This is a genomic window from Nonomuraea sp. NPDC049158 (genome assembly GCF_040648335.1).
Taxonomy (GTDB): domain Bacteria; phylum Actinomycetota; class Actinomycetes; order Streptosporangiales; family Streptosporangiaceae; genus Nonomuraea.
Map to the genome: position 1 here is coordinate 124589 of NZ_JBEZDM010000029.1, position 24388 is coordinate 148976.

Sequence of the window (24388 nt, forward strand, 5' to 3'; positions counted from 1 at the left end):
CTAGAGGCGCAGTGACGCGACCGCGGCGCGGTGGTCGCTGCCCGTCGCCGGGGCCACCCCCGCCTTCGTCGCCGTCATCCCCTTGAACAGGATGTGGTCCGGCCTGGTGATCGGGAACTCCGACGGCCAGGTGAACCCGAAGCCGTCGCCCGCCGCGAGCTGCGCGTCGGTCAGCGGCGGGGTGAGCCCCTGCATGCCCCGGTCGGTGGTGGCGGTGTTGAGGTCGCCGAGCAGCAGGATCCGCTTGCTCGGGTCGGCGTCGATGAGCTTGCGGGCCGAGGCCAGGGACTCATCGCGCGAGGCGGTGTGGCCGGGGCGGGCGGAGGCCAGGTGCATGACGTACACGGTGACCTTGCCCTTGGGCGTGGCCACCACGGCCCGCAGCGCGCGCGGCCAGCCCATGCCGACGTCGAGCGGCTTGGTCTCGGTGATCGGGTAGCGGCTCCACAGGCCGACCGTGCTCACCGGATAGTGGTACTTGAACATCTTGTTGAGCTGCTTGGCGGCCGGGCCGCCGCTGGTCAGCTCCTGGGCCGCCAGCAGGTCGAGGTCTTCGGCGATGCGGCGCACCGCCTCGCCCGAGGCGCTGTTGGTGACGCCCACGTTGACCGTGCCGACCGCCAGGTCGCTTTGGCCGCCGGGCGGGGTGCGCATCAGCGTGGAGCCGAACATCGACGCCCACACCACGCCGGGCACGAGCGCCGCGGCCGTGGCCAGCTTGGAGCGTGCCACGACGGCCGCCACGACCAGCATCGGCACGATCAGGCCGAACCAGGGCAGCAGGCTCTCCATCACCGGGGTGAACCCGCCGAGCACCGGGATCAGCTGATGCCCCGCCAGTCCCACGGCGAGCACGGCGGACACGGCGATGACGACGCGCTTCAGCATTCGACCCAGGCTAGCCGCTCGCTGAGGGAGACGCGGCGCGCTAACCTGTTGCCGTCGCAACGGAACAACATTCGGTTCATCGGGAGCCCGGCATGCGCATCGGTATGGCACTGAACTACTCGGGCGGCTTCAAGGAGTCGGTCGCCGAGTTGGCCGACTACGAGAAGGCGGGTCTCGACATCGTCTTCGTCGCCGAGGCCTACAGCTTCGACGCCGTCAGCCAGATGGGCTACATCGCGGCCAGGACCGAGCGGCTGGAGATCGCCTCCGGGATCCTGCCGATCTACTCGCGCACCCCGGCGCTGCTGGCGATGACCGCCGCGGGCCTGGACTACGTCTCCGACGGGCGCTTCACGCTGGGCCTGGGCGCCTCGGGGCCGCAGGTGATCGAGGGCTTCCACGGCGTGCCGTACACCGCGCCGCTGGCCCGTACGCGGGAGATCATCGAGATCTGCCGCCAGGTGTGGCGGCGCGAGCGGCTGGAGTACGAGGGCAAGCACTACACGCTGCCGCTGCCGCCCGGCCAGGGGACCGGGCTCGGCAAGCCACTGAAGATCATCAACCATCCGGTACGGCCCCGCATCCCCATCGTGATCGCGGCCATCGGCCCCAAGAACGTCGAGCTGGCCGCGGAGCTCGCCGAGGGCTGGGAGCCGATCTTCTACGTACCCGAGAAGGCCGCCGACGTGTGGGGCCCGTCGCTGGCCGCCGGGCGGGCCAAGCGGCAGGACGAGCTCGGCGAGCTGGACGTGATCGCGCAGGCGTCCCTGGCGATCGGCGACGACGTGGCGGGGCTGCTGGAGTTCGGGCGGCCGATGGCGGCGCTGTACATCGGCGGCATGGGCGCCAAGGGCCGCAACTTCTACAACGACCTCGCGCGGCGCTACGGCTACGAGAAGGAGGCCGAGGCGATCCAGGAGCTGTACCTCGGGGGGAAGAAGGAGGAGGCGGCGGCGCTGGTGCCGCACGAGCTGCTGGAGAGCATGTCGCTGATCGGAAGCGACGGGTTCGTCCGGGACCGGGTGGCGGCGATGAAGGAGTCCGGGGTGACGACGCTCAACATCGCGCCGTTCGGGGCGACGCACGAAGATCGGGTGAAGCTGATCGAGCGGATCAAGGAAATCGCCTCCTGATTCCCGTCGGGCGACCGAAGCACTCCCAGGACGCGATAGTCTTTCTCTTGCGACGCGGGGTGGAGCAGTTCGGTAGCTCGCTGGGCTCATAACCCAGAGGTCGTAGGTTCAAATCCTGCCCCCGCTACCAAGGCGAAAGGCCCTTCAGGATAATCCTGGAGGGCCTTTTCTCGCGTTCAGTCACAAAGGGCCTCGCTTCGCTCGGACTGCCTATCTCTGGCGCGCCTTCGGCGCGCAACCCCTACGGTCGGCGCTTTCGGCCGCCTGCTGACCGGAGTCGACGGCCATGACACTCGCCCGGACCTTGACCTCCAAGGCCCGCAACCGTCCAGATCGCGAAGAGAGGCCGCACGACAGGCACGGCTTGCTTCGTCGCCTCTTCCTACGACGCTCGCCGGCATCGCCGATGGCCTCGGACGAGTGCGTCCCAGACCAGCCGGGCTTCCGCATATCGGCCGCGAGATGTCTCCTCCTAGCGCTTGCCGTTGTGGCGCAGGACGAGGAATTGGCCGCCTTCGCTGCACCACTCATATCTGCCACAGCAGGAGGTCTCGGTCACCCGGAGGTTCGCGCCGCAGGGCATGTACGGCTCCCACATGATCATGACAGTGGGCTCTTGCGTGTGGTCCCCGCTCGCCCCGGAGCGGGCGGGGACTCGTCCGGCCCGTACGGGCGTGCGCTGCCGGACAGCGGAACGGTGGCCCCGCGCCACCCCTCCATGAACAGTGCGAGGCCACCTGCCCGGCCTGTCGGCTGTTGACGGCAGCGACTGGCCGGGCCGTTCGATGACACGTGAGGCACCGTAGGCGCGCCGATCTCGACGAGCCCGGTCGGCGGATGGCATGTCGGCACCGGGTCGTCGGGGCGGAGCGGTCAGGTGGTCACGGTCCATGAACGCTGACTGTAGGAACCGCTACCGCGAACGCCTGTGACTGATGTGCGGGTAAAGGGCCCGTACTTTTGTGCGGGTCAGACGACGCCCGCTCGCTGGGCCAGCCCGCGTAGCTGCGGTGTGCTGGGCCGGTGCTCGCGTTTGATGAGCTGGGTCAGCACGTCGTGGGTGCGCTGGTCGTAGCGGACCGGTTCGGGTGATTGCCGTTCAGCGTGCAGCAGCATGTGCACGGCTGCCGCGTCCTTGCGCTGGACGGTGTAGGCATGCGCGAGGTCGAGGTGAACCTGGGTCCGGCGTCCGACCAGGCTGTCAGGCATACGAGAGACATCGAGCGACTCGCCGATCTCGAGTGCCGGCCGTGCATCGCCGACGGCTACGGCTGCCGAGAGCCGGTGGATTTGGATGTTCGTGGTGCCGAAGGCGTTCCAGAAGTCGTTGCGCTCGTGGCCGAGGTGGTTCGCCGCTCTCTGCGCGTGGGCCAGGCAGCCGTCGCTGGTGGCGCGGTCGAAAATGTGCGAGGCTGCGGTCGCGGCGACCAGTTGGAGACCTCCCCACACCGACAGGGATGACGGGCCCAGCTTGTGCGATCTCGTCCGCAGCGTCTCGGCAGCTCGCAGAGCCATGTCCCGAGCTTGGTCGCTGTCGGGCATCCGAAAATCGCTACTGATTGGCTCACCGGTCAACTCTTGGATCTGTGATGGATCGAGGAAGCGCACACCCAGCGGGGTGGAGATCACGTACACCCTCCACCCGGCAGCCTGGGCCATGACCACGAGATCGGACACCGGTCCCGCGTGCGAGGGGGCGGCGCTGGTGACCACGTACAACACGGGCATGATCGCGAGACTAGTTCGTTCCGTCCGGGGGCGTCCCACACTTGGGCTTTCCCCGCGTAGTGGCTGTCTTCAGCGGCGTTTGAGCCGGACCGTCCAGCACTCGGTGACGAACAGGCCGCGTGTCAAGTGCTCCCAGGTTCGTGGGAGCGCCCGCAGAAAGGCCCTGGGCGGATGTACCTCACGGGCGTCGGAGCAGTTCAGGCGCCATCGCGCGCGATCCGGTGAGCAGCCTGGGGCGTCTGGCGGCCTGCTCGCAACCCCAGAGATCGCAGGTTCAAATTCTGCCCCAGCTGTAGTGCTCCCCGCTCTTCTCCCGGAGAGTCGCGTTCTTCATGTCATGCAGGCTTCATCGGCGCGTCACCGAATCCGGGCATACAGCAGTTCGCGTGGTGGGTGCGGGTTGCGAAAGACTGTCCGGGACGGTAAGCGGTCTCCTGGGCGAATCGATGCGCATCGCACCGGCTGAGACGGCATGCTGGTTCGGGTGCCCCAGGGCGCCAATCCCTCCATGCCGGAAGGTGCACTAGTCATGACAGGCAGCCCTCAGCGGGGCGCTTTCCTCAAAGAGCACATGAACGCCGTGCTGGCAATGGTCACCGTCGCTCTGGAAGCACGGGAGAGCGGCGACACCAGCGACCCCGTCGGCCTGCAGGTGATCGGCCGGGTCATCAACGAGGTTCCGCGGGAGGTCGCCGCGATGGCCTCCCTGCATCTCATCCTCCTGCTCGTACGGCACCTCGCGCGGGTGCAGGGACGACCCGTGGACGAGGTGTGGCAAGAACTCGCGCTGATCTACGCCGAGGACTGGCCCGAGGACGATGCGCCCCGGGCGTGATGCCCGGACCCGTCATATACCGTACGGCGTACGTCCTGGACCGTCACGTTCTTTGACGACAATTGTCCGCACCGCCCCCTAACCCATGGCGAACCCATGGCGCCTCCTTGCGACGTTGTGAGACGCCTGCGCGAGCCGGCGGGTTGACAGGGGCGGCGACCGGTCCCGGTATCCGACTGTGCCGGGACCTGATTCCTTGGGACCGTGTTGTGGGGCGGTTGAGGTTCGTGGGGGCCTAGGGTGGGTCGAAAATGCCGTTTCTGTAGTTATTGGCGGAAATAATGTCCGACGCGACGCCGTCTTTGGTCGCCGGCCGGTATCGGCTTGATGAGCTCATCGGCAGCGGGCCGATGGGCGAGGTGTGGCGCGCTTACGACCAGCGCGCCGACTGGACCGTGGCCGTGAAGATGCTGGACACCGGGGCGGCCACGCCCGAGGTGCTCCGGCAGCATGCCCAGGCCGTGGCCCGGGTGATCCATCCGAACGTGGCCATGGTGCTCGACGTGGGCGACCACGAGGGGACGCCGTTCCTGGTGATGGAGTTCCTCACGGGGGAGAGCCTCGGCGAGGAGGTGGCAGGCGGGGGGCCGCTGCCCGTCGTGGAGGCATGCGACCTCATCGGGCAGGCGGCCGCGGGGCTGGAAGCGGCGCACCGGGCCGGGGTCATGCACGGCCAGATCGGGCCCGACAGCTTCCGGCGGGCCGGGAGCGGGGTGCTGAAGGTCGTCGGGTTCGGGCTGGCCGACCAGGTGTCCTCCGACGACGGCGTACTGTATCGGGCGCCCGAGGTGATTGACGGACGCGGCGGGGAGGCCGCCGCGGACCTGTACGCGCTCGGGTGCGTCTGTTACGAGGCGCTGTGCGGCCGCCCGCCGTTCGAAGGCTCGCCGCACGAGGTCGGTGAGCGGCACCTGCACGCCGAGCCCGAGCCGCCGAGCCGCCACCGGGCGGAGGTGCCGGGTGAGCTGGACCGGCTGGTGCTGACCATGCTCGCCAAGGACCCCGCCGCACGACCGGCCGGCGGTGAGACGGTACGCCGAGCGCTCGCCGCCATCGCTCGCCCACCCCGCACCCAGCCCGGTCAGGCAGCCTCCCACCCGGGCGGCGTCCCCCAGACCGGTCAGATCTTCACCCAGCCGGGTGCGAGTGGGCCGGCGGCCGGGGTGGGTGCCGGTGACACTCACGCCATGCCCGCCGGGGTGTTTCACCACGGTGGTGGCCCGCGCAACGGGGACACGGCGATCTATGACGCGCCGCCACCCCCGCCGCCGTCGAACCGCCGCCTGTTCGTGCAGCTGGGCGCGGCCTTGGCCGTGATCGCGGTCGTCACCGTGGGCCTGGTCCTGTGGGCGGGCTCACGCGGCAAGCCCGAGGCCGGGCCGACACCCTCGGCGACGCCCATCACCACCACGTCGGCCCCGGAGCCGACGCCGACGGAGACCCCCGAGCCGTCCACGTCCATCGCGCCCCTCCCGACTGATCCAGGCCCTACCCCGAACCCCAAGGGCACGCTGTCCAACAGCGTCCCGAACGGGGGATGGGGGAAGTGGCTGAGTGAGTTCGACAAGTCGGTGACGGCTCAGGAGACCATCGGCGACATCGAGCCCCGCACCGCGCGGAGGGCCCACGAGAAGATCAGGAAGGCCGGCCGGAAGTTCCTGGAGAAGCACGACGACTCGGTGCTCGACCAGGCCACGGGCATCATGCGCGACCTGCGCAAGGCCCAGGAGAAGGGCGACGTACCCACCTCCGGACCCCTCAACGACTTCCTCGACAACTGGAAGCCCTGACCCCGACGCTCGCTGCGACGCCCGGTCCGAGAGTCTCTCGGACCGGGCGCACGGTCCCACGATCGGAAGGGCGCGGGGATCAGTCCCCCCGGCTACGGGCTGACCAGCACCAGATCGAGCACGTCGATGCCGACCGGAGTACGCCCGGTGGCGATCCGGCCCACCGACCACGGACCGGGGAAGCGGTGCAACAGTGCGCTGACCGCGATCGCGAGCTCATGCCGGGCCAGGTGCGTGCCGAGGCAGAAGTGCACGCCATGGCCGAAGGAAAGGTGCTCGTTGGGCGTTCGGCCGGGCCGGAACTCCTCTGCCTCGGCGAACACCCGAGGGTCCCGGTTGGCCGAGAGCACCATGGCGACGACCCGCTGGCCGGTCTCGATGGCGTGCCCGGCGATGCCGGCCGGGCCGGTGGTGAAGCGGTCGGTGCCACCCACCGGGGGCAGGAACCGCAGCACCTCCTCGATGGCATCCGGTACCAGTCCAGGGTCAGCACGCAGCTGGGCCAGTGCGTCCGGATGAGCCGCCAGGCACAGCACCGTGTTGACCAGCAGGGTCTTGGTCGTCTCGTGGCCGTTGATGAGCAGCAGCGTGCAGAAGTCGATCAACTCCTCGTCGGACAGCCGGCCGCCGTCCGGTTCGGCGGCCAGCAGAGTGTCGACCACGTCGCCTCGGGGGCGGGCACGGTGCTCGGCGAACACCTCCCGGAAGTAGTCGGCCAGTTCGGCGTGTGCGGTGCGGAACGCGGCCTGACGCACCGGGTCATCGGCGAACGACCCGGCGAAGGAGGTGATCGCCTCGGTCCAGCGCATGAAGTCCGGTTGCCGGTCCGCTTCGACTCCGAGCAGCGCGGCGATGGTGCGCACCGGCAACGGGTAGCCGAGCCGGCCGATCACGTCCAGGTCACCGTCCACCTCGGCCAGTTGCCTCCGCACGGTGTCGGTGATCGAGGGGAGTAACGCCCGGATCGCGCGGGGCGTGAAGGCCCGGCTGACCAGTCGGCGCAGCAGGTGGTGCCGGGGCGGATCCATCGCCGACAGGCTGCTGAGCACCGGGTTGTCCCGGTGCGGTATGGGTTGCGCGCTGTAGCGCAGCTCGTCGGAGGAGAACGTCGAGTAGTCGGTGAGCACCTGGTTCACCTCGGAGTAGCCGTGCACCACCCAGGCGCCCAACGGTTCGACGAAACGCACTCCGTCCCCGGCGAGACCGTCCCGGGCGGTCTCCCGGTGCCAGTCGAGGATCTCTTTGACGACATCATCAGTCATGCGTCGAGTGTGTTAGCCCTGGCAGGCCGGGGCTTGGAGAAAACGGTCATCCGCCAGCAACGTGGTCGGCGGCACTCCCACCGCGTGCCGGAACTCGGCGAGCAGGTGTGACTGGTCGTAGCAGCCGCTGCGCACGGCGATGGCGGCCCAGTTCGGGCGCTCGCCCTTGGCGACCGCGGCTTGCGCGTCGGCGAGCGCTCGGTGCAGTCGTACCACGCGTGCGTACGACTTGGGCCGCAGCCCGACCGCCGCTCCGAAACGCCGCCGAAGTTGCCGTTCGGACAACCCGGCCTGAGCGGCATGCCAGTCGACCGGCGCACCCGGCGCCGCGTGCATGGCCGCCAGCACGATGCGTACCCGCTCGTCGACCTGGCATCGCCCGGCCCGCGCCCGCACCAGTGCCAGCGCCCCTGCCAGCCGCTCGGTCACCGACCCGTCCAGCTGTCCGGCCTCGATGGGCGCCCCGGCCAGCGGCACCTCGTCGGCAGCGACCCCGAACAGCCCGGCCACCGTCCCCGGTCGCAGCCGCACCCCGACCAGGGATCCGTCCTTGGGCAGTGCCCCCTGCCGAGCGCGCGTCTCCGCACCGGCCAGCCAGTACGCCCCATCAGGCATGACCAGCAGGTCGACGGCGGGTTGCGGTAACCCTCTCGGCACCAGGCCACCGTCGAGCACCCAAGTCCCGGCCACCAGATGGGCCAGGTCGGCGGGTACGGGCAAAGCGGTCACCCGTGCAGTCAACCCGGAGACCGCCGCGTCCGCCAGCGATTAACCGGACGGAGTGTCCGCGATCCGCGCCCGCCTCAAGGCCTCAGCCCGAGCAGGGGTTGGGCGGTGTCCGTCGGGTCATCGGGCATCCCGCGTTCGGGTGGTGGCCGGGCCGGTTCCCCAGGCGGTCGTGTGACGAACCACCCGGGGACCCATGGTGAGCGCACTCAGCGCGACATCAGTGAGAGCGCGTAGACGCCGATGGCCGCGAAGTCGTCCGCCGGTTCCGACGCCTGCCAGGACCGGACGTCGTCCACGAACCGGCTGCCCCGCCCGGTGAACGGCGCGTAGCGGTCCACGCCGTCCGACGGGCAGGGCACCATGCCTTCCAGGTGGCCGCCCAGCCCGTCGTGGAACAGTGACGCGTCGTTCGGCCCGTTCACCACGGCCCCCGTGGCGGGCTTCCGGGTGATGTCGGAGATCTGGTAGTGCGGGCACCGGATCGCGTTCTCGCCCGCCCCGGCGACGAACGACACGCCCCAGGCGTTGGCGCCGAACACCCAGCCGCGCTGCCGCGTCCCGAAGGCGTCGTAGGCCCGGTCCCCGCTCACCGACGCGTACAGCCGTGACGTCGCCGCCAGCCCGAACGCGTGCGGCACCGCGTCGAACTCGGCGTACGCGGCCCCCGCCCGGAACGGATCCTTGGCCGCCCGCGCGGAACCGATCTCCAGCTGGGCCCGCAGATCCTCCACCAGCTGCTGTTCGGAGACCGCCAGCCCGTCGGAGATCTTCTGCTGACTCCCCGAGCCGACCAGCGCCGGCTGCCCGTCCGGGCCCATCACCTGGTCGGCCTGCACCGGGCTGGACGCGTCCGCCTGCCGGATCGCCTTGACCAGGTCGGTGTGGGCGAGCGCGCTCACGTCGTACAGGTTGAGGGTGTCGTCACCGGCCTCGTGCTCCAGGTACTGGCCGGCCCAGCGCGCCGCCTGCTCCAGCCAGCCCGCGGCCCGGTCGTCGCCGAGCCGCAGCGCCGCCAGCGCCAGCTCGGCGCCGCCCAGCTCCATGTCGTCGCGCCAGGCGCTCTCCGGGTAGAAGGCGTGCGGCAGCGACGTGACGAGCTGCCCCACCTTCTCCGTCTTGGCCATCGCGTACACCGCCGCCGCCTTGCCCAGCAGCGCCGTCGCCCGCTCCCGGGAGGGTTCCAGCTGGGCGGCCAGCGCGAAGGCCGCGGCGGTACGGCCGGCCAGGTTGGGGCTGATCGGCTTGCCGGGGGCGGCCGCGCGGAAGACCGGCCGGTGGCGCAGGTAGCGCTGCTTCGAGGAGTCGTCGGACTCGGGCAGCCGCCAGACGTCGTGGTCGCCGACGTAGGTGGCCTTCTTGTCGCCCGCGCCGATGCCGACCTGGATGTAGAGGGTCTTGGAAGCGCCGTCCCACATTTTGTCCAGATATTTCAGGCCGTGGGTGGCTTCGCGATTGAGACCCTGGTCCGGTCCGCCGTCCCGAGCCGAGGCCCAGAGCAGTGTGTCGACATAAGCCAGGATGTGGGTGAACTTGAGATAGTCGCCCGCGTCGAACCAGCCACCCTCGACGTTCACCGGCCCGCCGATTTTCCGCAGCCCGCCCTTGATCTCGTCGGTGTCCGGCCCGGTGAACACGGGCCAGTCGTAGACCGAGGCGGCTTTGTCGTTGGCGTGCCTGCGGCCGCCGTCCCGCTGCCCCTCGAAGAAGGTGAGGATCTTCGAGGCGGGCGAGGCCGGGGCGATCTGGAAGGCGGGGGAGGTGATCGTGCCCGACTTGATCCGGTAACGGCCCGGATCCTTCAGCGGGGTGAGGTCCAGGCCGTACACGTGCCCGTACGTGCCGTTCCACGAGCCCAGGTCGCGGCCGGCCGTACCCTTGAGCACCTCGCGCCCGTCGTCGCGGACGACGCTGAAGCGCGCGCCCGCGGACCGCCCGCGGGTCATCAGGAAGGCGTGCTTGGACTCCGCGGGCGCGAAGCCCACTTGATCGACCCGGATATGACCGGGTGGCGGCGGCGCGGCGGCGGCCGGGACACTCCCCATGGTCAGAACGGTCAAGGCGACAGCTAAGGCGTACCTCATCATGGGGCGCTCCATGGAATTATGAGAACAGCGTTCGGCACGGTATTCGCGTGTGACAGGGGAGGTCAATAGTGGCGCGAGGGTTAATACACGTACATTGACGAAATGACCGTCAATTATCCGGAACGCCGGGCGCGGGTCGCGGAAATGCTCCCCGCGCGCGAGGTGGACGCGATCCTCGTCACCTCGGGCGTCAACGTGCGCTACCTCACCGGGCTGGAGAGCTCGAACGCCGCGGTGCTCGTCAAGACCGACGGCTCCGCGCTGCTGGTGACCGACAACCGCTACATCGAGAAGACGCGCGGGCTGGACGTGGCGGCCGTCGAGGCGTCCGACGTGGCGGCCCGGCTGGCCGCGCCCGGCATCGGGATCGAGGCGGCGAGCATGAGCGTGGCGACGTTCAACCGGCTGAGCAGCCTGCTGGAGAGCGGGCCCGTGCCGCTGGAGCCGCTGGTGGAGGTGCTGCGGGCGGTCAAGGACGACGACGAGCTCGAACTCCTCCGTACGGCCTGCGCGATCAGCGACCAGGCACTCGCCGACGTGATGGGCAACATCGGCCCCGGCGTCACCGAGCGCGACGTCGCCCGGCTGCTCGAGGCCCGCATGATCGAGCTGGGCGCCGACGGACCGGCCTTCGCCACCATCGTCGCGGCGGGCGAGAACGGCGCCATCCCGCACCACGCGCCCACCGGCAGGGAACTGCGCACCGGCGACCTGGTCACCGTCGACTTCGGCGCCTGTTACCAGGGCTACCACGCCGACATGACGCGTACGGTCGCCCTGGGCGGCCCGGCCGGCTGGCAGCGGGAGATCTACGACCTGGTCGCCGAGGCGCAGCGCGCGGGCAGCGAGGCGCTGGCCCCGGGCGCGACGGCCAAGGAGGTGGACGCGACCGCCCGCTCGGTCATCGAGGCGGCGGGTCATGGCGGCCACTTCAGGCACGGGCTCGGTCACGGTGTCGGGCTGGAGATCCACGAGGACCCGTTCCTGGGCCCGTCGAGGACCGGTAGACTTGAGGATCGAGTTCCTGTCACCGTCGAGCCGGGGATCTATCTCCCGGGCCGGGGCGGTGTTCGCATCGAGGACACCCTTGTGACACGCACGGGCGGGCCGGAACTCCTCACGAAGACGACCAAGGAGCTGCTCGTCCTTTGAGCGGCCACACGCGGGAGAATACGAGTGGCGACGACCAACGACCTCAAGAACGGCATGGTGTTGAAGCTCGACGGCGGTGAGCTGTGGGCCGTTGTGGAGTTCCAGCACGTCAAGCCGGGCAAGGGCGGCGCGTTCGTCCGCACCAAACTCAAGAACGTGCTCTCGGGCAAGGTCGTCGACAAGACCTTCAACGCCGGCGTGAAGGTCGACGTGGCCAACGTCGACAAGCGCGAGATGCAATATTCCTACAAGGACGGCGACGACTTCGTCTTCATGGACACCGAGACCTACGACATGGTCAACGTGCCCTCCGGCACGGTCGGCACCGCCGCCAACTACATGCTCGAGAACACCCTGGCCACGATCGCCTTCAACGAGGGCTCCGCGCTCTACATCGACCTGCCCGCGGCGGTCGAGCTGATCATCTCCAACACCGAGCCCGGCCTGCAGGGCGACCGCTCCACCGGCGGCACCAAGCCCGCCACGCTGGAGACCGGCGCCGAGGTCAAGGTCCCGCTCTTCATCACCACCGGCGAGAAGATCAAGGTCGACACCCGCAGCGGCGAATACCTCGGCCGGGCCTGAGGTGTCGGCGCGAGGCAAAGCACGCAGGCGTGCGCTCGACATCCTCTTCGAGTCCGAACTGCGCGGCGAGGATCCCCTGCGGATCCTCGCCGAGCGGGTCGAACGGCAGGATCCCCCGGTCAACGAATACACCTCGACCATCGTCGAGGGCGTGGCCCGTCACCAGGTCCGCATCGACGAGCTGATCACCACCTACTCCGAGGGCTGGACCCTCGACCGCATGCCCGCCGTCGATCGCAACCTGCTGCGGGGCGGCACCTACGAGCTCCTGTGGATGCCCGGTGTCCCCGAGGGCGTGGTCATCAGCGAGTGGGTGCACCTGGCGGGCGAGCTGTCGACGGATGAGTCGCCCCAGTTCGTGAACGGGCTGCTGGCCCGCTTCAAGCAGCTGAAGCCAAGTATCACTCTTTAGACAGCCTCTTCGGGTGCATCGGGTTCTACCCGCGGCGGATACCGGCCCCTCCGGGTAGAAGAAGTTCCTACTCCTGATCCGAAGTCCGTCCATATTCGCGAGGTACGTTCCACACACGCGGCCTGCACGGCTTGCGCAAGGCGAGGGACGTGTATGCCGCACGGTCAACCGTTCGACGCCCGCCGGGCGCATGGTTGACCGTGCGGCTCGGCCAGGAGCCCACCCGCCCCGGTCGCGTCCCGCGTCAGGAAGACAGCGCTGGCCATGGGCGCCGACGCCCCACAAAAGGCCCCGCCGGCCCATCCCAGCCGGCGGGGCACCAGAGTCCTACCAGGTCCAGTCGGAGTGCGCCTCGGCCCGCCACGCCTTGGGGAAATACTGCTGGATGGCGAAGGCCATGCCGATGCCCCGGGCGATGAACTGGTCGCGCTCCAGCTTCCTGGTGATCGGCTTGCCGGGCGCGCCCTGGTTGTCCCACCAGGACTCCCACTGCTTGACGCAGGTCTTCCGGCCGTACTTGGCGTTGGCGCAGGGCGCGGGCGGCGACCAGATCTGCGTGTGGCCGAAGTCGACGACCTTGCCCGAGGACTCCTCGGTGATGGTGCCCCAGGCCTTGAGGCAGTACGCCTGGCCGGGGATGTCCCACTTCACGTAGTGCTGCCGGCCGCTGGTGGCCAGGGTGCGCAGGTCGTCGCACTTGGCGTCGCCGATCTGCTCCTTGGTGATCCGTACGCGGTAGTAGGTGCCGTTGTCGCGCCAGCCGTCGAGCATGACCCAGTCGCCGTCGTGGACGAACTTCTCCGCGTAGCTCGGCGGCCACTTGGCGGGGTCGCCCCAGCTGATCTCCGACGTCGTGTCCGACAGCGGCTTCCAGGCCCACTGCCCGGCGGCCCTGCCGTCGGCCCAAAACTGGCCGGCGCTGCGCGACATCATGCGTGAGTACGCCCCGTAGACCTCGCCCGCAGTCTCCGCCTGAGCCGGCACGGACGGCAGGAGCGCCAGCGCCACCATTATCAGCGAAATATGCCGAAAAATCCTCATATGTCCCTCAGTGTGTAGATCGTCGTCGCAAGTCCATCGCATCAAGCGGCACCGGCGGGCGCGCTTCGACGATCCTGGAAGCGAGGAGGCGGAGCGGGCGATCTCCCACACCGCGTAGTCTGGGGCAAAGCCAGGGGACATGGCCAGGTTCGAGGTTCGTGGAGCAGAGGGAGGCGAGCCGAGGTTGCGTTCTGAAGGGCGTACCGCGGGCGTGACGAGGACTCCGGCGGTGCGGACCGCCGTCGTCTGGGCGGCGCTGCGGTCGGTGCTGGCCGAGCGGGCGGCCGCCACGGGGCGCGACGGTCTCGACATCGTCGACGCCGGCGGTGGGACCGGCGGGTTCGCGGTTCCGCTGGCCGAGCTGGGTCACACGGTCACCGTGGTCGACCCGAGTCCCGACTCGCTGGCCGCGCTGGAGCGCCGGGCCAAGGAGAAGGGCGTGGGCGTGCGCGCGCTGCAGGGCGACGCCGCCGACCTGGGCGACCTGCTCGACCACGACAGCGCCGACCTGGTCCTGTGCCACAGCGTGCTCGAATACGTCGAAGACCCGATCAGCGCCCTCACGGCCGTGGCCGGAGTGCTGCGCGCGGGCGGCGCGGTCAGCGTGCTGGCCGCCAACCCGGTGTCCAGCGCCATCCACCGGGCGCTCGCGGGCCAGTTCGACGAGGCCAGGGCCGTGCTGAGCGACCCGAGGGGCAGCTGGGGCGACCGCGACCCCACCCCGCGCCGCTACACCGCGGAGACGCTCGCCCAGCTGCTGGCCGCGACCGGGTTCACGGTCGGGGAGGTGCACGGCGTGCGCGTGTTCGCCGACCTGGTGCCCAGCAGGCTGGTCGACGGCGAGCCGGGCGCCGCCGAGGCCCTCGTGGCGCTCGAACAGGCCGCCGCCGTCCATCCCGTGCTGCGTGACATCGCCACGCAGCTCCACGTCCTGGGCCATCGCGGCTGACCTGCCCCTACCATGGAACACGTGTTCGGATAGAATGGTGGCGTGTCTCGCAAGCAGATCACGGGCATCGGCCCCGCTCCACAGACCGGGGCCGACGACGGCGGCTGCCCGATCCTGCACGTCGACATGGACGCCTTCTTCGCCAGCGTCGAGCTGCTCGACCGCCCGGAGCTGCGAGGGCGCCCGGTGATCGTCGGCTCGCCGGCCGGGCGCGGCGTGGTGCTCAGTGCCACCTATGAGGCCAGGGCTTACGGCGTGCACTCGGCGATGCCGATGAGCAGGGCCCGCCGGATGTGCCCCCAGGCCACGATCATCCCGCCCAGCCACGGCAAATACTCCGAGGTCTCCAAGGGCGTCATGGAGGTCTTCCACGCGATCACCCCGATGGTCGAGCCGATCGCCTCCGATGAGGCCTTCCTCGATGTCGGCGGCGCCCGGCGCAGGCTGGGCTCGCCCGCCGTGATCGCCGCGATGATCAGGGCCCAGGTGCTGGAGCGCTATGGCATCACCTGCTCGGTGGGGGTGGCGAGCAGCAAGTTCGTGGCGAAACTCGCCTCCAAGCAGTGCAAGCCAGACGGCCTTCTGGTGGTGCCGGAGGGCGAGGTGGTGGATTTCCTCCACCCGCTGCCCGTCTCGGCCCTGTGGGGCGTTGGTGAGCGCACGGAGCAGTCCCTGACGCGCCTCGGCATCCGCACGGTCGGCGATCTGGCCAAGGTCCCCGTCAACACCCTGCGGCGTGAGCTGGGCCAGGCCGTGGGGGGCCATCTGGCCGCGCTGGCATGGGGGCGCGACGAGCGCCCGGTGACCGCGCACGTGCCCGACAAGAGCATCGGCAACGAGGAGACCTTCGCGGTCGACGTCGACGATCCCGAAGTGATCAAACGCGAGTTGCTGCGCCTGTCCGAGCGAGTGGCCTCCCGGATGCGTAAGGCCGGTCACGTGGGCAGGACTGTGAGCGTGAAGCTGCGCCGAGCCGACTTCTCCACGATCAACCGGTCCAAGACCCTCAGAGAGCCGACCGACGTGGCCCAGGAGATCTACGCGACCGCCTGCGACCTCTTCGAGGCGGCCGGACTCGAGCGGGTGCGGCTGCGCCTGGTCGGGGTCAGGATGGAAAACCTGCGCCCCGCCGATTCATCCTCCCGTCAGCTCGGTCTGGGCGAGCGGGAGACCGGCTGGCGGGAGGCCGAACAGGCGATGGATCGAGCAATCCGGAGATTTGGTCCCGATGCGGTGCTCCCGGCGTCGCTTGTACGCGGCAGACTTGATGAAATGGAGGCATGACGTCGATGTCACGATTTCTGGGGAGGGGCGCTGGATGACCCACAATGGAGTCATGACGTCACCTCCGGTTTGGTCTGCGTTGGGCGTTCGCTTTCGCCTACGTCTCCAGCCTCGTATCCTGGGGATAACCGACCGCGAGGTTCGGACACCCCGTGTCGTCCGTTGCCGTCTTCCCCATCCTGGGGCCGTCCTTGGGAGGCGCCGTGCCGCTCTCTGAGCACGAGCAGCGCTTGCTCGACCAGATCGAGCAGGCCCTCTACGCCGAGGACCCGAAGTGGGCCAACACCGTAAGGATCAGTGACCCGCGCAGCCATTACAAACGTCGCCTCATCAAGGCCTCCATCGGCTTTGCGCTTGGCGTCGTCCTGCTGATGGTCGGCGTAGTGATCAATATGATTCCCCTCGGCGTCGGCGGTTTCGTGGTCATGCTCGCCGCGTGTTTGTGGGGTCTGTCCAGCTGGAAACGCATGAACGGGTTCGGCGACGCCGCACCCGCCTCCGGCGCGCCCGTTTCGGGCAAGCAGGCCCGCCGGGGCAATCGAGGCAGCTTCATGGAGCGCATGGAAGAGCGCTGGCGCCGTCGTAACGACGAGCGCTGAGCGCCGGACGACCTCCAGACGACCGTGCGGCCGCCCCCGGAAGGGGGACGACCGCACGGTCGCTTCGAACGGTCATGAGCCCTTCTGGGCCGCCGTCCGCCGCCACCTGATGTTCTCCAGCCGGTCGAAGCCGTCGAGCACTCCCTCGCCCATCTGACGCAGCCGGCGCAGCGTCGACGGGGGCAGCAGCACGGCCCGCACCCGCCTCCAGCGCGACACCGTGGCCGCCAGCGCCCGCCGTACCTCGCGAAGGTCCTTCTTCATCGGCGTGATCTCGCCGGCGTCCCGCGCGAACAGCGCCCGCTCGACCGCCGAGGCGATCGTCGCGATGGACGCGGCCGGCTCGGCCCCGAACTCATAGCGCTCGGTCAGCCGCCGCGCCAGCGCCCGTGGCGTCTCGCTGGGCTCGCGGGCCATTCCGTAGTCGAACAGCACGTCGTCCAGCTCCGCCCAGGCGGCCGCCACGGCCGGGTGGCTGCCCGCCACGACCCTGGCCGTCACCTCGTCCGACGGCCCGGACACCTTCCAGCCCAGCGCGCGGACCCGCCGGCTCCTGGTGATCAGCCGTATCCCGGCCGGGATCAGCAGGATGAGCAGGAGCACGCCCGCGCCGATGCCGATCTTGCCGATCAGCGGCATCGAGTCGTCCACCGGCAGCCCGCTGTCGGCGATGGTGGCCTCGCGGTCGAGCGCGCGGGGGTTGTCGCGGTTCTGCGGGCCGAGCGGCGAGTCGTCGGCCGTGCTGGTCGCCCCGGGCGTCGGCGTCGAGCCGTCACTCGTGGAACGGGGGAGCGGCTGCGTGTAGGCGGGCACCCGGGCGCTGCCCTGGCCGAGCGAGCCCGTCGGCGTGGGCTCGAACGGCAGCCAGCCCACGCCGTCGAAGTACAGCTCCGGCCACGAGTGGGAGTCGTTCGTGCCGACCGTCCACCTGTCGCCGACCTTCGTGCCGCCCGTGTAGCCGATCGCCACCCTGGCGGGGATGCCCACCAGCCTGGCCAGCACCGCCATCGACGTGGCGAACTGCTCGCAGTAACCCGCCCTGCTGCGCAGCAGGAAGTCCTTCAGCGCGGAGTTGCCGGAGCCCTGCGTACTGAGGCTGTAGGTGAAGTCACCGGTCTTGGTGAAGAACTCCTGGATCTTCACCGCGGCCTCGTAGCTCGACCGGGCGTTGGCCGTCACCTTGGCCGCCAGGTCCCTGATCTCCGGGGGCAGGTTGTCCGGCAGCTTGAGGTAACGCGGATCACTCGCCGAGGCCCTGGCCTGCGGCAGCGAGTCGAGCACGTCGCCGGTCACCGCGGGCTCGGCGGTGAGGACCTCATAGCCGAGCCCGGCGGCCTCGTCCCTGGTGGAGAAGACCATCAGGGTGCTGACGTCCGCGCGCCAGTCGCCGTCGACGTTGATCTGCCGCGGCGGGTACGGCAGCGGCAGGAACGACAGCCGCTCGATCTCGTCACTGAGCTGGATCTTGGTCGTCACGTTCGAGACCTTGGTCGCCGGTGACAGGCCGGGCGGGGTGGGCAGCGGGCCGTTCTCCGTCCTGTTGTCCGGCGAGCCCTTCGGCTCCGTCATCCCGAACTGCTCGCCGTCGAAGGTGTCGAGCGAGTAGATCCGCAGGTAACGGGGCTTGTCATCGGTGTTGGTGTAGGACAGGACGACGCGCCGCTCCGGCAGCTGCAGCTGGCCCTTCAGGTTGGCTATGGGGTTCGGGATGCTGATCGAATTGCCCCTGCCCGACCCGTTGCCGCCCACCCCGAAGGTGAAGAACGACACCGGCTCCATCGCCGGCAGCGCCGCGGGCACCAGAACCGCCAGCGCGATCGCGGCGAACCCGATGCGCTTGCCCGACAGGCGCAGCCCCCGTGTGTCGGCCGTCTCGCGCTCGGCGCCCGGCACCGGTGAGGTGGCGACGCGGGTCCGCCTGACCAGCACCGCGCGTCCCCAGTGGCCGACGCGTTCGCGGCCGTCGGCGATCAGCAGGCTGGTGAAGCCGAGGGCGGCGATGATGAACGCCGGCCAGCTGATCGGATCCGGCAGGATCGTGGCCGGCACCGTGGCCAGCGCCAGCATCGGCAGCCCCGCCAGCGCCGCCCGCCGCAACCGGGCGGCGAACAGGTCCACCACGATCGCGATGAGCCCCACGCCGCCGGTGGTCAGCAGCGCGATGCCCTCGGTGGCGGGCACCGGCGCGGCGAACCGCTGGATGTCGGCCCAGCCGGTGCCCAGCAGCTTGGCCAGCTCCACCACCGACCCCTTGGTCGGCACCACCCAGGCCCACGCCTTGTCGGAGGCGAAGGCCATGGTCAGATAGATCCACAGGGCGGCCACGCTCACCAGGGCCGCCGCCCACGCGGGCAGTGACAGCCGCCCGCTCACCAGGCCACCGCACATCACCGCGAGCACCGCGCCCAGCGACCCCCAGAACCAGGAGCCGCCCTGGAACAGCGGATAGAGCAGAACGGCCGCGCAGAACGTGGCCACCGCGGAGGCGATCGACAGCCTCATGCCGCACCTCCCGCCGGGCTGAGCGCGTACCTGCCGCGGTTGGCGGCGTCCTGCCAGACGGAGGCGATCGGGACACCGGCGGGCAGGCGCACGATGCGCCACCCGTAACCGGCGAGGACCGCCTGCACCGCCTGGTAGTTCTCCGTGGAGCCCGGCTCGCCGCCGTCCCACGTGCCCACGTCCAGGAGTACGGCCACGCCGGTGATGCCGCTGTGCCTGAGCCTGGCCAGCTCCCTGGCCTCCTCCGGGTCCAGCGAGCCGAGCACGGCCACGATCAGCCCGTCGCCGCCGCCCTGACGCAGCGCGGACACGCCCAGCTCCAGCGAGCGGGCGGGGCTGTGCCGTACCACCGCGAGGGTGTCGAGCAGCGACCAGCTCAACCCGGTGTCGGTCAGGTGCTCGGCGCCCTGGTCGGTCACCAGCCGCAGGCCGAGGCCCTCATGGGCGAGATGCACGCCGATCGAGGCCGCGGCCGAGACCGCCACCTCGAAGGAGGAGCGCGGGCCCTCGCCGCGGTGGGCGTAGCGGCGCGTGTCGAGCAGCAACGCGCCGCGGCTCTGCCACTGCTGCTCCTCGCGCCGCACCATCAGCTCGCCGTGGCGGGCGGTGGAGCGCCAGTGCACCCGCCGCAGGTCGTCGCCCTGGCGGTACTCGCGCGGCGCCACGTCGTCGTCGCCGGCCGCCGCCACACTCCTGGTGCGGCTGTCGCCGCCCCCGGTCCACTCACCCGACAGCCGTACGTGGGGCAGCGCCACCACCTGCGGCGTCACCACCAGCGTGTCGCTGATCGTGAACCCCCGGGTGAGCTCCACCAGCCCGAACGGGTCGGTGATGCGCACGGACAGCGGGCCGATCGTGTAACGGCCCCGCAGATCGGAGCGGACCCGGTAGTCGATCTCCCGGATCCCGCGCGACTCCACCCGGTCCAGCACGAACCGGGGCCGCACGCCCAGCGCGTACGGCACGGTGTCCTCAATGAGCAGCAGCCCGGTGGGCAGCCGGGTGACGTTCTCCAGGCGCAGCGTCACGGTCGCCTCGCCGCCCACCTCCGCCCTGGCCGGGTCGAGGCGCCGCGCGCAGCTCAGCCGGTAGCGGGTACGCGCCACCACCATCGCGGCCAGCAGCGGCAGCGCCGTCACCAGGACCCCGATCCTGAACAGATCGTTCTCGCCCAGGAGGAAGGCCATCAACATCGCGGCCACCCCGGAGGCCAGGAACGAGCGTCCCCGGGAAGTCAGCGCCCGCAGTCCGTCTCTCACGACGCTCGCGTCTCCGGCACGGGCACGCGCCTGACCAGCTCGGTCACCACCTGCTCGGGCAGGCGGCGCTGGCCCTGGGCCTCGACGCTGGGCAGCAGCCGGTGCGCGAGCACCGGCACGGCCAGCTCCTGCAGGTCGTCGGGGATGACGTAGTCGCGCCCGGACAGCGCGGCGTTCGCCCTGGCCGCCCTGACCAGCTGCAGCGTCGAGCGCGGCGAGGCGCCCAGCCGCAGGTCGGGGGAGTGGCGGGTGGCGACCGCGAGGTCGATGGCGTACTTCTTGACCGGCTGCGAGACGTACACGCCGCGTACCGCCTCGATCAGCGCGCGCACCTCGGCGGTCGTCGCGACCGGCTGCAGCTTGTCCAGCGGCGGGGTGCCGCCGTGCACGTCGAGCATCTCCAGCTCGGCCGAGGGCTCCGGATAGCCCATCGCCACCCGCGCGGTGAAACGGTCGCGCTGCGCCTCGGGGAGGGGATAGGTGCCCTCCATCTCGATCGGGTTCTGCGTGGCGATCACCATGAAGGGCGCGTCGAGCGGATAGGTCACTCCGTCGACCGTGACCTGACGCTCCTCCATGCACTCCAGCAGCGCCGACTGCGTCTTGGGCGAGGCCCGGTTGATCTCGTCGCCCACCACGATGTTGGCGAACACCGGCCCCGGCTTGAACTCGAACTCCCGGGTCTGCTGGTTGTAGGCGCTCACACCGGTGATGTCGCTGGGCAGCAGGTCCGGGGTGAACTGGATGCGCCTGACCGGACAGTCGATGGACCTGGCCAGTGCCTTGGCCAGCATGGTCTTGCCGACTCCCGGCACGTCCTCGATCAGCAGATGGCCTTCTGCCAGCAGGACGGTCAGGGTGAGGCGGACGGCGTCCCCTTTGCCCTCGATCACCGACTCGATCGCCTGCCGAATCCGGTGCGCGGTGGAGACCAGCTCGTCGAGCCGGCTAGGGACGTCATGGGTTACTGCCACCAGGCCTCCATGAGAAGTGCTACGGCAGTCCCGCGTGCCAGGGTGTCATTGCGGGAGCCATGCCATTCCTTTTTCATTGTGTGTACGACCCTACGACGCTGGGGGTTCTTGGGCGACTTTTACCGATATTCCAGAGAACCTGCCCCCAGTTGCGGTTCTTGTGCCATACGGGTGCGAATCCCGTGACAGTGACCCTCGCGACGCGCTCCACTTTCCACCACGCGGCGCTTCGTGAAGCGCTTGATCCGCTAATTCCATGGTCGTTTCAACCCTCGACACGCCCATGAGGGTTGGGCCGCGCCCCGCCGCCCCCCACCCGACGTCATGGCTCTGACCTGCGGTAACGCGCGGCGATCTAGTGACGAAGCGGCCGGGAATCAGTTGACGGTGGGGAGAAGTGGAGTATGGTGGTGCGCAGTGGAGGGCCCGGTGCGCCAGCGCTGAGCGCTTCGCTAGGCACGGGAGGTGGGGCCGATGTTCCTCGGCACCCATCAGCCGCGTCTGGACGACAAGGGACGGCTGTTCCTGCCGGCTAAGTACCGTGAGGAGCTGGCGGAGGGTCTTGTGATCACCAAAGGCCAGGAGCGATGCCTCTACGTCTTTCCCGTAGAGGAGTTCCAGCGCATTACCGAGGCTCTCAGCACCGCCCCGGTCACCGCCAAGGCGGTGCGCGACTACAGCCGCGTCTTCTTCGCCAGCGCGTCCGACGAGACGCCTGACAAGCAGGGGCGCATCACGATCCCGCAGAGCTTGCGCCAGTACGCGGGCCTCGTGCGTGACTGCGCGGTCATCGGGGCCAACACCCGGTTGGAGATCTGGGACGCCCAAGCCTGGGACACCTATCTCGACGCGCAGGAGCAGGCGTTCGCCGATCTGTCGGAGGAGGTGCTGCCAGGGATTCTCTAGAGCCACGGTCGATCCGTCGGAGATGTCGTTCGGCGAGGTCTCCACCCGCAACCACTGCCCGCCAGCTGATGCACCTTCCCCGGTGTCAGATGGCAGGCGTCCACGAAGAGGGTGCGGATGGGGACCTGGCCGGACGGCGCCGGGTGGGGGCCAGGTGGGCCGATGATCGTCCGGACGCGTCATCCGCGAGCAAGGACGCGAGAGGGGGGTTGGAGATGTACGACAACGCAGGCACGGGCGGTCACGTTCCGGTCATGCTCGACCGCGTATTGGAGCTCTTGGCTCCGGCGCTGACCGGCCAGGAGCCCGTCGTCGTCGACGCCAACCTCGGCCTCGGTGGCCACTCGGAGGCCCTGCTCGCCGCTCATCCGTCTCTGCACCTGATCGGCATCGACCGCGACCCGTTCGCGATCGAGTTCTCCACGCGCAGGCTCGCCCCCTACGCCGACCGGACCACGCTGGTCCACGCCTCCTCCGACGAACTGGCCGACGTGCTCGCCCGCGCGGGCCGCGCCACCGTCGACGGGGTGCTGTTCGACCTGGGGGTGTCCTCGCCGCAACTGGACGAGGCCGAACGCGGATTCGCCTATTCCTATGACGCTCCGCTCGACATGCGGATGGATACGGATCAAGAGCTCACAGCGGAGAAGGTGGTCAATACCTACTCGGCCGCGGAGCTAACCCGCATCCTCCGCGATTACGGAGAGGAACGGTTCGCACCGCGTGTCGCGCGCCTAATTCTCCAGGAAAGGGCCAAGGACCCCATAACGTCGACTAAGCGGTTGGCGGAGATCGTTCGTCAGGCGATTCCAGCCGCTACTCGGCGCACTGGGGGCAACCCCGCCAAGAGAACTTTCCAGGCGCTGCGCATCGAGGTCAACGCGGAGCTCGCCGCCCTGGAGGCGGCGCTGCCCGCGGCGCTCGACGCGCTCGTGCTCGGTGGGCGAGTCGTCGTGCTCTCCTACCACTCCCTGGAGGACCGGCTCACCAAGCAGGTCCTCGCGGCGCGAACCAAGGACACCGGCCCCCCCGGGTTGCCCGTCCCGCTGCCGGCTCATCAGCCGCGGTTCCGCCTGTTGACGAGGGGAGCCGAGCTCCCAAGTGAAGAAGAGTTGGCCCGCAACCCGCGGGCGACCTCGGCCCGGCTACGGGCGGCAGAGAGGATCCGTGTTGACCACCAGGACTGAGCAGGAGAGCAGGCGGGGCGCGGCCGTCCGCGGCGTCCCGCCGAAGACGGCGCCCAAGACCGCCCCGCGCAGGCCCGGCGTGCCTCACCAGTCCAAGCCCATCCCGCGATCGCGCCCCGACGGTCCCGAGACGACCGGCGGGACTCCGGCGAGCCAGGAGCGGGCGCGCCCGGCGCTCAAGCGGCGTCCGTCGCGGGGGCGCCAGCGGGCCCCGTTCGTGCTGCTCGTCGTCGGGCTGATGTGCGGCGGCCTGCTGAGCCTGCTCCTGCTCAACACCGTTCTCGCGCAGGACTCCATCACCGCGGCCAACCTGCGTAAGGAGATCGAGGTGGCCCGGCAGGCCAACGAGAACGCCAAGCTCGCCAACGAGAAGAACATGGGTCCCGCCGAGGTCGCCGACCAGGCCGAGCTGCAGGGTCAGCACAAGGACTGGGACAAGCCCAACGTCCTGACCGAGGCCGGCGCCGTCACCAGCCAGGCGGACCAGGGACGGTGAGAGACACAGGCGGCAGGGGGCAGGGACCCGGCCGCGGCGGCGCCGGTTCCCAGGGCGGGCCCGGCGCCTCTCGCCGTACCCCCGGTGGACCGGGGCGACAGGGGCGGCAAGCGGGGTCGGCTCGCTCGGAGGGGGCGGGCCGGCCCGATGATCCACCCAAGGAGCCGAGAAAGCGCCCGGACCCGCTCGACCTCCCCTTCGGGCCGTTCGTCAGGGACGAGGGCCGCGACGACGGAGACGACCGCGGGGCCCGGCGCCCGCAGGACCCGGCCGACGGGCCCCGCGGCCGCTCTCGTTCCCGGCAGGACGGGGACGACGCCGCCAAGGAGCGTGCCCGTCAGCGCTCCGTACGCCCGCGTCCGGAGGCCGAACGTCCCAGGCCCCCGGCCAGGGACGAGCGCTCCCGGGCCCGCCAGGACGACGGCCCGCTGCGCCGTACCCGCGAAGAGGTCCCCCGTGACGTGCGCCGGGCCCGCGAGGAGGGTCCCGGCGACGGCGGCAGGCTCCGCCGTACCCGCGACGACGAGCACACGCGCGTGCAGCCCCCCGGGCGGCGCGGCGGCGAGGGGCCGCCCCGCAGGCCCCCGGCGCCC

The 24388-nt window shown here is 70.1% G+C and carries 21 protein-coding genes, 1 tRNA gene and 1 pseudogene; 14 read left to right on the forward strand and 9 right to left on the reverse strand.

Translation table 11 applies throughout. The features are described from left to right. Entirely contained in the window at positions 1-888 is an 888-nt protein-coding gene (locus AB0B61_RS42565; protein WP_357639643.1) for an endonuclease/exonuclease/phosphatase family protein, read from the reverse strand. 92 nt (positions 889-980) lie between these two features. On the opposite strand from AB0B61_RS42565, the gene AB0B61_RS42570 reads away from it, so the two are divergent. Together AB0B61_RS42570 and AB0B61_RS42575 are read left to right on the forward strand one after the other, a co-directional pair. Further along, positions 981-2021, forward strand: a complete 1041-nt coding sequence (locus tag AB0B61_RS42570) for an LLM class F420-dependent oxidoreductase (protein WP_358444980.1) — start codon at positions 981-983, stop codon at positions 2019-2021. Between the two features lie 53 nt (positions 2022-2074). Continuing rightward, positions 2075-2151: transfer RNA gene (locus AB0B61_RS42575), tRNA-Met, on the forward strand. An 839-nt stretch (positions 2152-2990) separates the two neighbouring features. On the opposite strand, the gene AB0B61_RS42580 is transcribed toward AB0B61_RS42575, so the two are convergent. Continuing rightward, positions 2991-3740 carry a hypothetical protein gene (locus AB0B61_RS42580; protein ID WP_358444983.1) on the reverse strand — a complete coding sequence of 250 codons (750 nt, stop codon included), beginning with the start codon at positions 3738-3740 and terminating at the stop codon, positions 2991-2993. A 538-nt stretch (positions 3741-4278) separates the two neighbouring features. Here AB0B61_RS42580 and AB0B61_RS42585 point away from each other — a divergent pair. Both AB0B61_RS42585 and AB0B61_RS42590 read left to right on the forward strand, forming a co-directional pair. Beyond that, positions 4279-4584, forward strand: a complete 306-nt coding sequence (locus tag AB0B61_RS42585) for a hypothetical protein (RefSeq protein ID WP_358444985.1) — start codon at positions 4279-4281, stop codon at positions 4582-4584. A gap of 281 nt (positions 4585-4865) precedes the next feature. Then, a complete protein-coding gene (locus AB0B61_RS42590; RefSeq protein ID WP_358444988.1) occupies positions 4866-6374 on the forward strand; it encodes a serine/threonine-protein kinase in 1509 nt (502 codons plus the stop codon). 92 nt (positions 6375-6466) lie between these two features. Here the strand turns inward: AB0B61_RS42590 and AB0B61_RS42595 are convergent, their stop codons facing one another. The 3 genes from AB0B61_RS42595 to AB0B61_RS42605 all read right to left on the reverse strand — a co-directional run bounded on the left by AB0B61_RS42595 (position 6467) and on the right by AB0B61_RS42605 (position 10407). Beyond that, on the reverse strand, positions 6467-7636 hold the full coding sequence (locus tag AB0B61_RS42595; RefSeq protein ID WP_358444991.1) for a cytochrome P450: 1170 nt from the start codon (positions 7634-7636) through the stop codon (positions 6467-6469). Between the two features lie 12 nt (positions 7637-7648). After that, on the reverse strand, positions 7649-8365 hold the full coding sequence (locus tag AB0B61_RS42600) for a helix-turn-helix domain-containing protein (protein ID WP_358444994.1): 717 nt from the start codon (positions 8363-8365) through the stop codon (positions 7649-7651). 206 nt (positions 8366-8571) lie between these two features. Beyond that, positions 8572-10407, reverse strand: coding sequence for a glycoside hydrolase family 9 protein (locus tag AB0B61_RS42605; protein ID WP_358444996.1), 1836 nt, complete (start codon positions 10405-10407; stop codon positions 8572-8574). A gap of 144 nt (positions 10408-10551) precedes the next feature. Between AB0B61_RS42605 and AB0B61_RS42610 the strand changes: the two genes are divergently transcribed. Genes AB0B61_RS42610 through nusB form a run of 3 tightly spaced genes read left to right on the forward strand, consistent with a single transcriptional unit; the run spans position 10552 to position 12598 of the window. Further along, on the forward strand, positions 10552-11601 hold the full coding sequence (locus tag AB0B61_RS42610) for a Xaa-Pro peptidase family protein (RefSeq protein WP_358444999.1): 1050 nt from the start codon (positions 10552-10554) through the stop codon (positions 11599-11601). Positions 11602-11625: 24 nt separating this feature from the next. Continuing rightward, positions 11626-12186: an elongation factor P gene (efp, locus tag AB0B61_RS42615; protein WP_357639628.1), complete on the forward strand. Its 561-nt coding sequence runs from the start codon at positions 11626-11628 to the stop codon at positions 12184-12186. Between the two features lies 1 nt (position 12187). After that, positions 12188-12598 (forward strand): transcription antitermination factor NusB, encoded by a 411-nt coding sequence (nusB, locus tag AB0B61_RS42620; protein WP_357639625.1) that lies wholly within the window; start codon positions 12188-12190, stop codon positions 12596-12598. A 327-nt stretch (positions 12599-12925) separates the two neighbouring features. Here the strand turns inward: nusB and AB0B61_RS42625 are convergent, their stop codons facing one another. After that, a complete protein-coding gene (locus AB0B61_RS42625) occupies positions 12926-13639 on the reverse strand; it encodes a hypothetical protein (protein WP_358445002.1) in 714 nt (237 codons plus the stop codon). Positions 13640-13868: 229 nt separating this feature from the next. Here AB0B61_RS42625 and AB0B61_RS42630 point away from each other — a divergent pair, with 229 nt between their 5' ends. The 3 genes from AB0B61_RS42630 (at position 13869) to AB0B61_RS42640 (ending at position 16471) form a co-directional block, all read left to right on the forward strand. Further along, the gene (locus AB0B61_RS42630) at positions 13869-14588 is read left to right on the forward strand and encodes a methyltransferase domain-containing protein (RefSeq protein ID WP_358445004.1); all 720 of its coding nucleotides are present in this window, start codon (positions 13869-13871) and stop codon (positions 14586-14588) included. 42 nt (positions 14589-14630) lie between these two features. Next, positions 14631-15872: a DNA polymerase IV gene (dinB, locus tag AB0B61_RS42635; RefSeq protein WP_358445007.1), complete on the forward strand. Its 1242-nt coding sequence runs from the start codon at positions 14631-14633 to the stop codon at positions 15870-15872. Positions 15873-16075: 203 nt separating this feature from the next. Then, on the forward strand, positions 16076-16471 hold the full coding sequence (locus AB0B61_RS42640; protein WP_357639614.1) for a DUF3040 domain-containing protein: 396 nt from the start codon (positions 16076-16078) through the stop codon (positions 16469-16471). 72 nt (positions 16472-16543) lie between these two features. Here the strand turns inward: AB0B61_RS42640 and AB0B61_RS42645 are convergent, their stop codons facing one another. Genes AB0B61_RS42645 through AB0B61_RS42655 form a run of 3 tightly spaced genes read right to left on the reverse strand, consistent with a single transcriptional unit; the run spans position 16544 to position 21206 of the window. Continuing rightward, a complete protein-coding gene (locus tag AB0B61_RS42645) occupies positions 16544-18973 on the reverse strand; it encodes a DUF3488 and transglutaminase-like domain-containing protein (RefSeq protein ID WP_358445010.1) in 2430 nt (809 codons plus the stop codon). Next, complete coding sequence (locus AB0B61_RS42650; protein ID WP_358445013.1) at positions 18970-20232, reverse strand: DUF58 domain-containing protein; 1263 nt, start codon at positions 20230-20232, stop codon at positions 18970-18972. Before AB0B61_RS42650 ends, AB0B61_RS42645 begins: the two co-directional genes overlap by 4 nt. Further along, complete coding sequence (locus AB0B61_RS42655) at positions 20229-21206, reverse strand: MoxR family ATPase (protein ID WP_357639605.1); 978 nt, start codon at positions 21204-21206, stop codon at positions 20229-20231. The genes AB0B61_RS42650 and AB0B61_RS42655 overlap by 4 nt, the downstream gene beginning before the upstream one ends. A gap of 474 nt (positions 21207-21680) precedes the next feature. Here AB0B61_RS42655 and mraZ point away from each other — a divergent pair, with 474 nt between their 5' ends. The 4 genes and pseudogenes from mraZ to AB0B61_RS42675 form a co-directional block, all read left to right on the forward strand. Further along, positions 21681-22112, forward strand: coding sequence for a division/cell wall cluster transcriptional repressor MraZ (gene mraZ, locus AB0B61_RS42660; RefSeq protein WP_214637671.1), 432 nt, complete (start codon positions 21681-21683; stop codon positions 22110-22112). A gap of 215 nt (positions 22113-22327) precedes the next feature. Continuing rightward, complete coding sequence (gene rsmH / locus AB0B61_RS42665) at positions 22328-23299, forward strand: 16S rRNA (cytosine(1402)-N(4))-methyltransferase RsmH (RefSeq protein ID WP_358445031.1); 972 nt, start codon at positions 22328-22330, stop codon at positions 23297-23299. Further along, positions 23283-23795 carry a hypothetical protein gene (locus AB0B61_RS42670; RefSeq protein WP_358445016.1) on the forward strand — a complete coding sequence of 171 codons (513 nt, stop codon included), beginning with the start codon at positions 23283-23285 and terminating at the stop codon, positions 23793-23795. Before rsmH ends, AB0B61_RS42670 begins: the two co-directional genes overlap by 17 nt. After that, positions 23792-24388: pseudogene (locus AB0B61_RS42675) on the forward strand (hypothetical protein); the annotation flags it as partial. The gene AB0B61_RS42670 and the pseudogene AB0B61_RS42675, both read left to right, overlap by 4 nt.

Coding starts and splice junctions, on each gene's coding strand:
- AB0B61_RS42625 (WP_358445002.1), bottom strand. CDS start 13,639: ATGAGGATTTTTCGGCATATTTCGCTGATAATGGTGGCGCTGGCGCTC.
- AB0B61_RS42610 (WP_358444999.1), top strand. CDS start 10,552: ATGACCGTCAATTATCCGGAACGCCGGGCGCGGGTCGCGGAAATGCTC.
- AB0B61_RS42565 (WP_357639643.1), bottom strand. CDS start 888: ATGCTGAAGCGCGTCGTCATCGCCGTGTCCGCCGTGCTCGCCGTGGGA.
- AB0B61_RS42585 (WP_358444985.1), top strand. CDS start 4,279: ATGACAGGCAGCCCTCAGCGGGGCGCTTTCCTCAAAGAGCACATGAAC.
- AB0B61_RS42590 (WP_358444988.1), top strand. CDS start 4,866: ATGTCCGACGCGACGCCGTCTTTGGTCGCCGGCCGGTATCGGCTTGAT.
- AB0B61_RS42605 (WP_358444996.1), bottom strand. CDS start 10,407: ATGGGGAGTGTCCCGGCCGCCGCCGCGCCGCCGCCACCCGGTCATATC.
- AB0B61_RS42595 (WP_358444991.1), bottom strand. CDS start 7,636: ATGACTGATGATGTCGTCAAAGAGATCCTCGACTGGCACCGGGAGACC.
- mraZ (WP_214637671.1), top strand. CDS start 21,681: ATGTTCCTCGGCACCCATCAGCCGCGTCTGGACGACAAGGGACGGCTG.
- AB0B61_RS42645 (WP_358445010.1), bottom strand. CDS start 18,973: ATGAGGCTGTCGATCGCCTCCGCGGTGGCCACGTTCTGCGCGGCCGTT.
- rsmH (WP_358445031.1), top strand. CDS start 22,328: ATGTACGACAACGCAGGCACGGGCGGTCACGTTCCGGTCATGCTCGAC.
- AB0B61_RS42570 (WP_358444980.1), top strand. CDS start 981: ATGCGCATCGGTATGGCACTGAACTACTCGGGCGGCTTCAAGGAGTCG.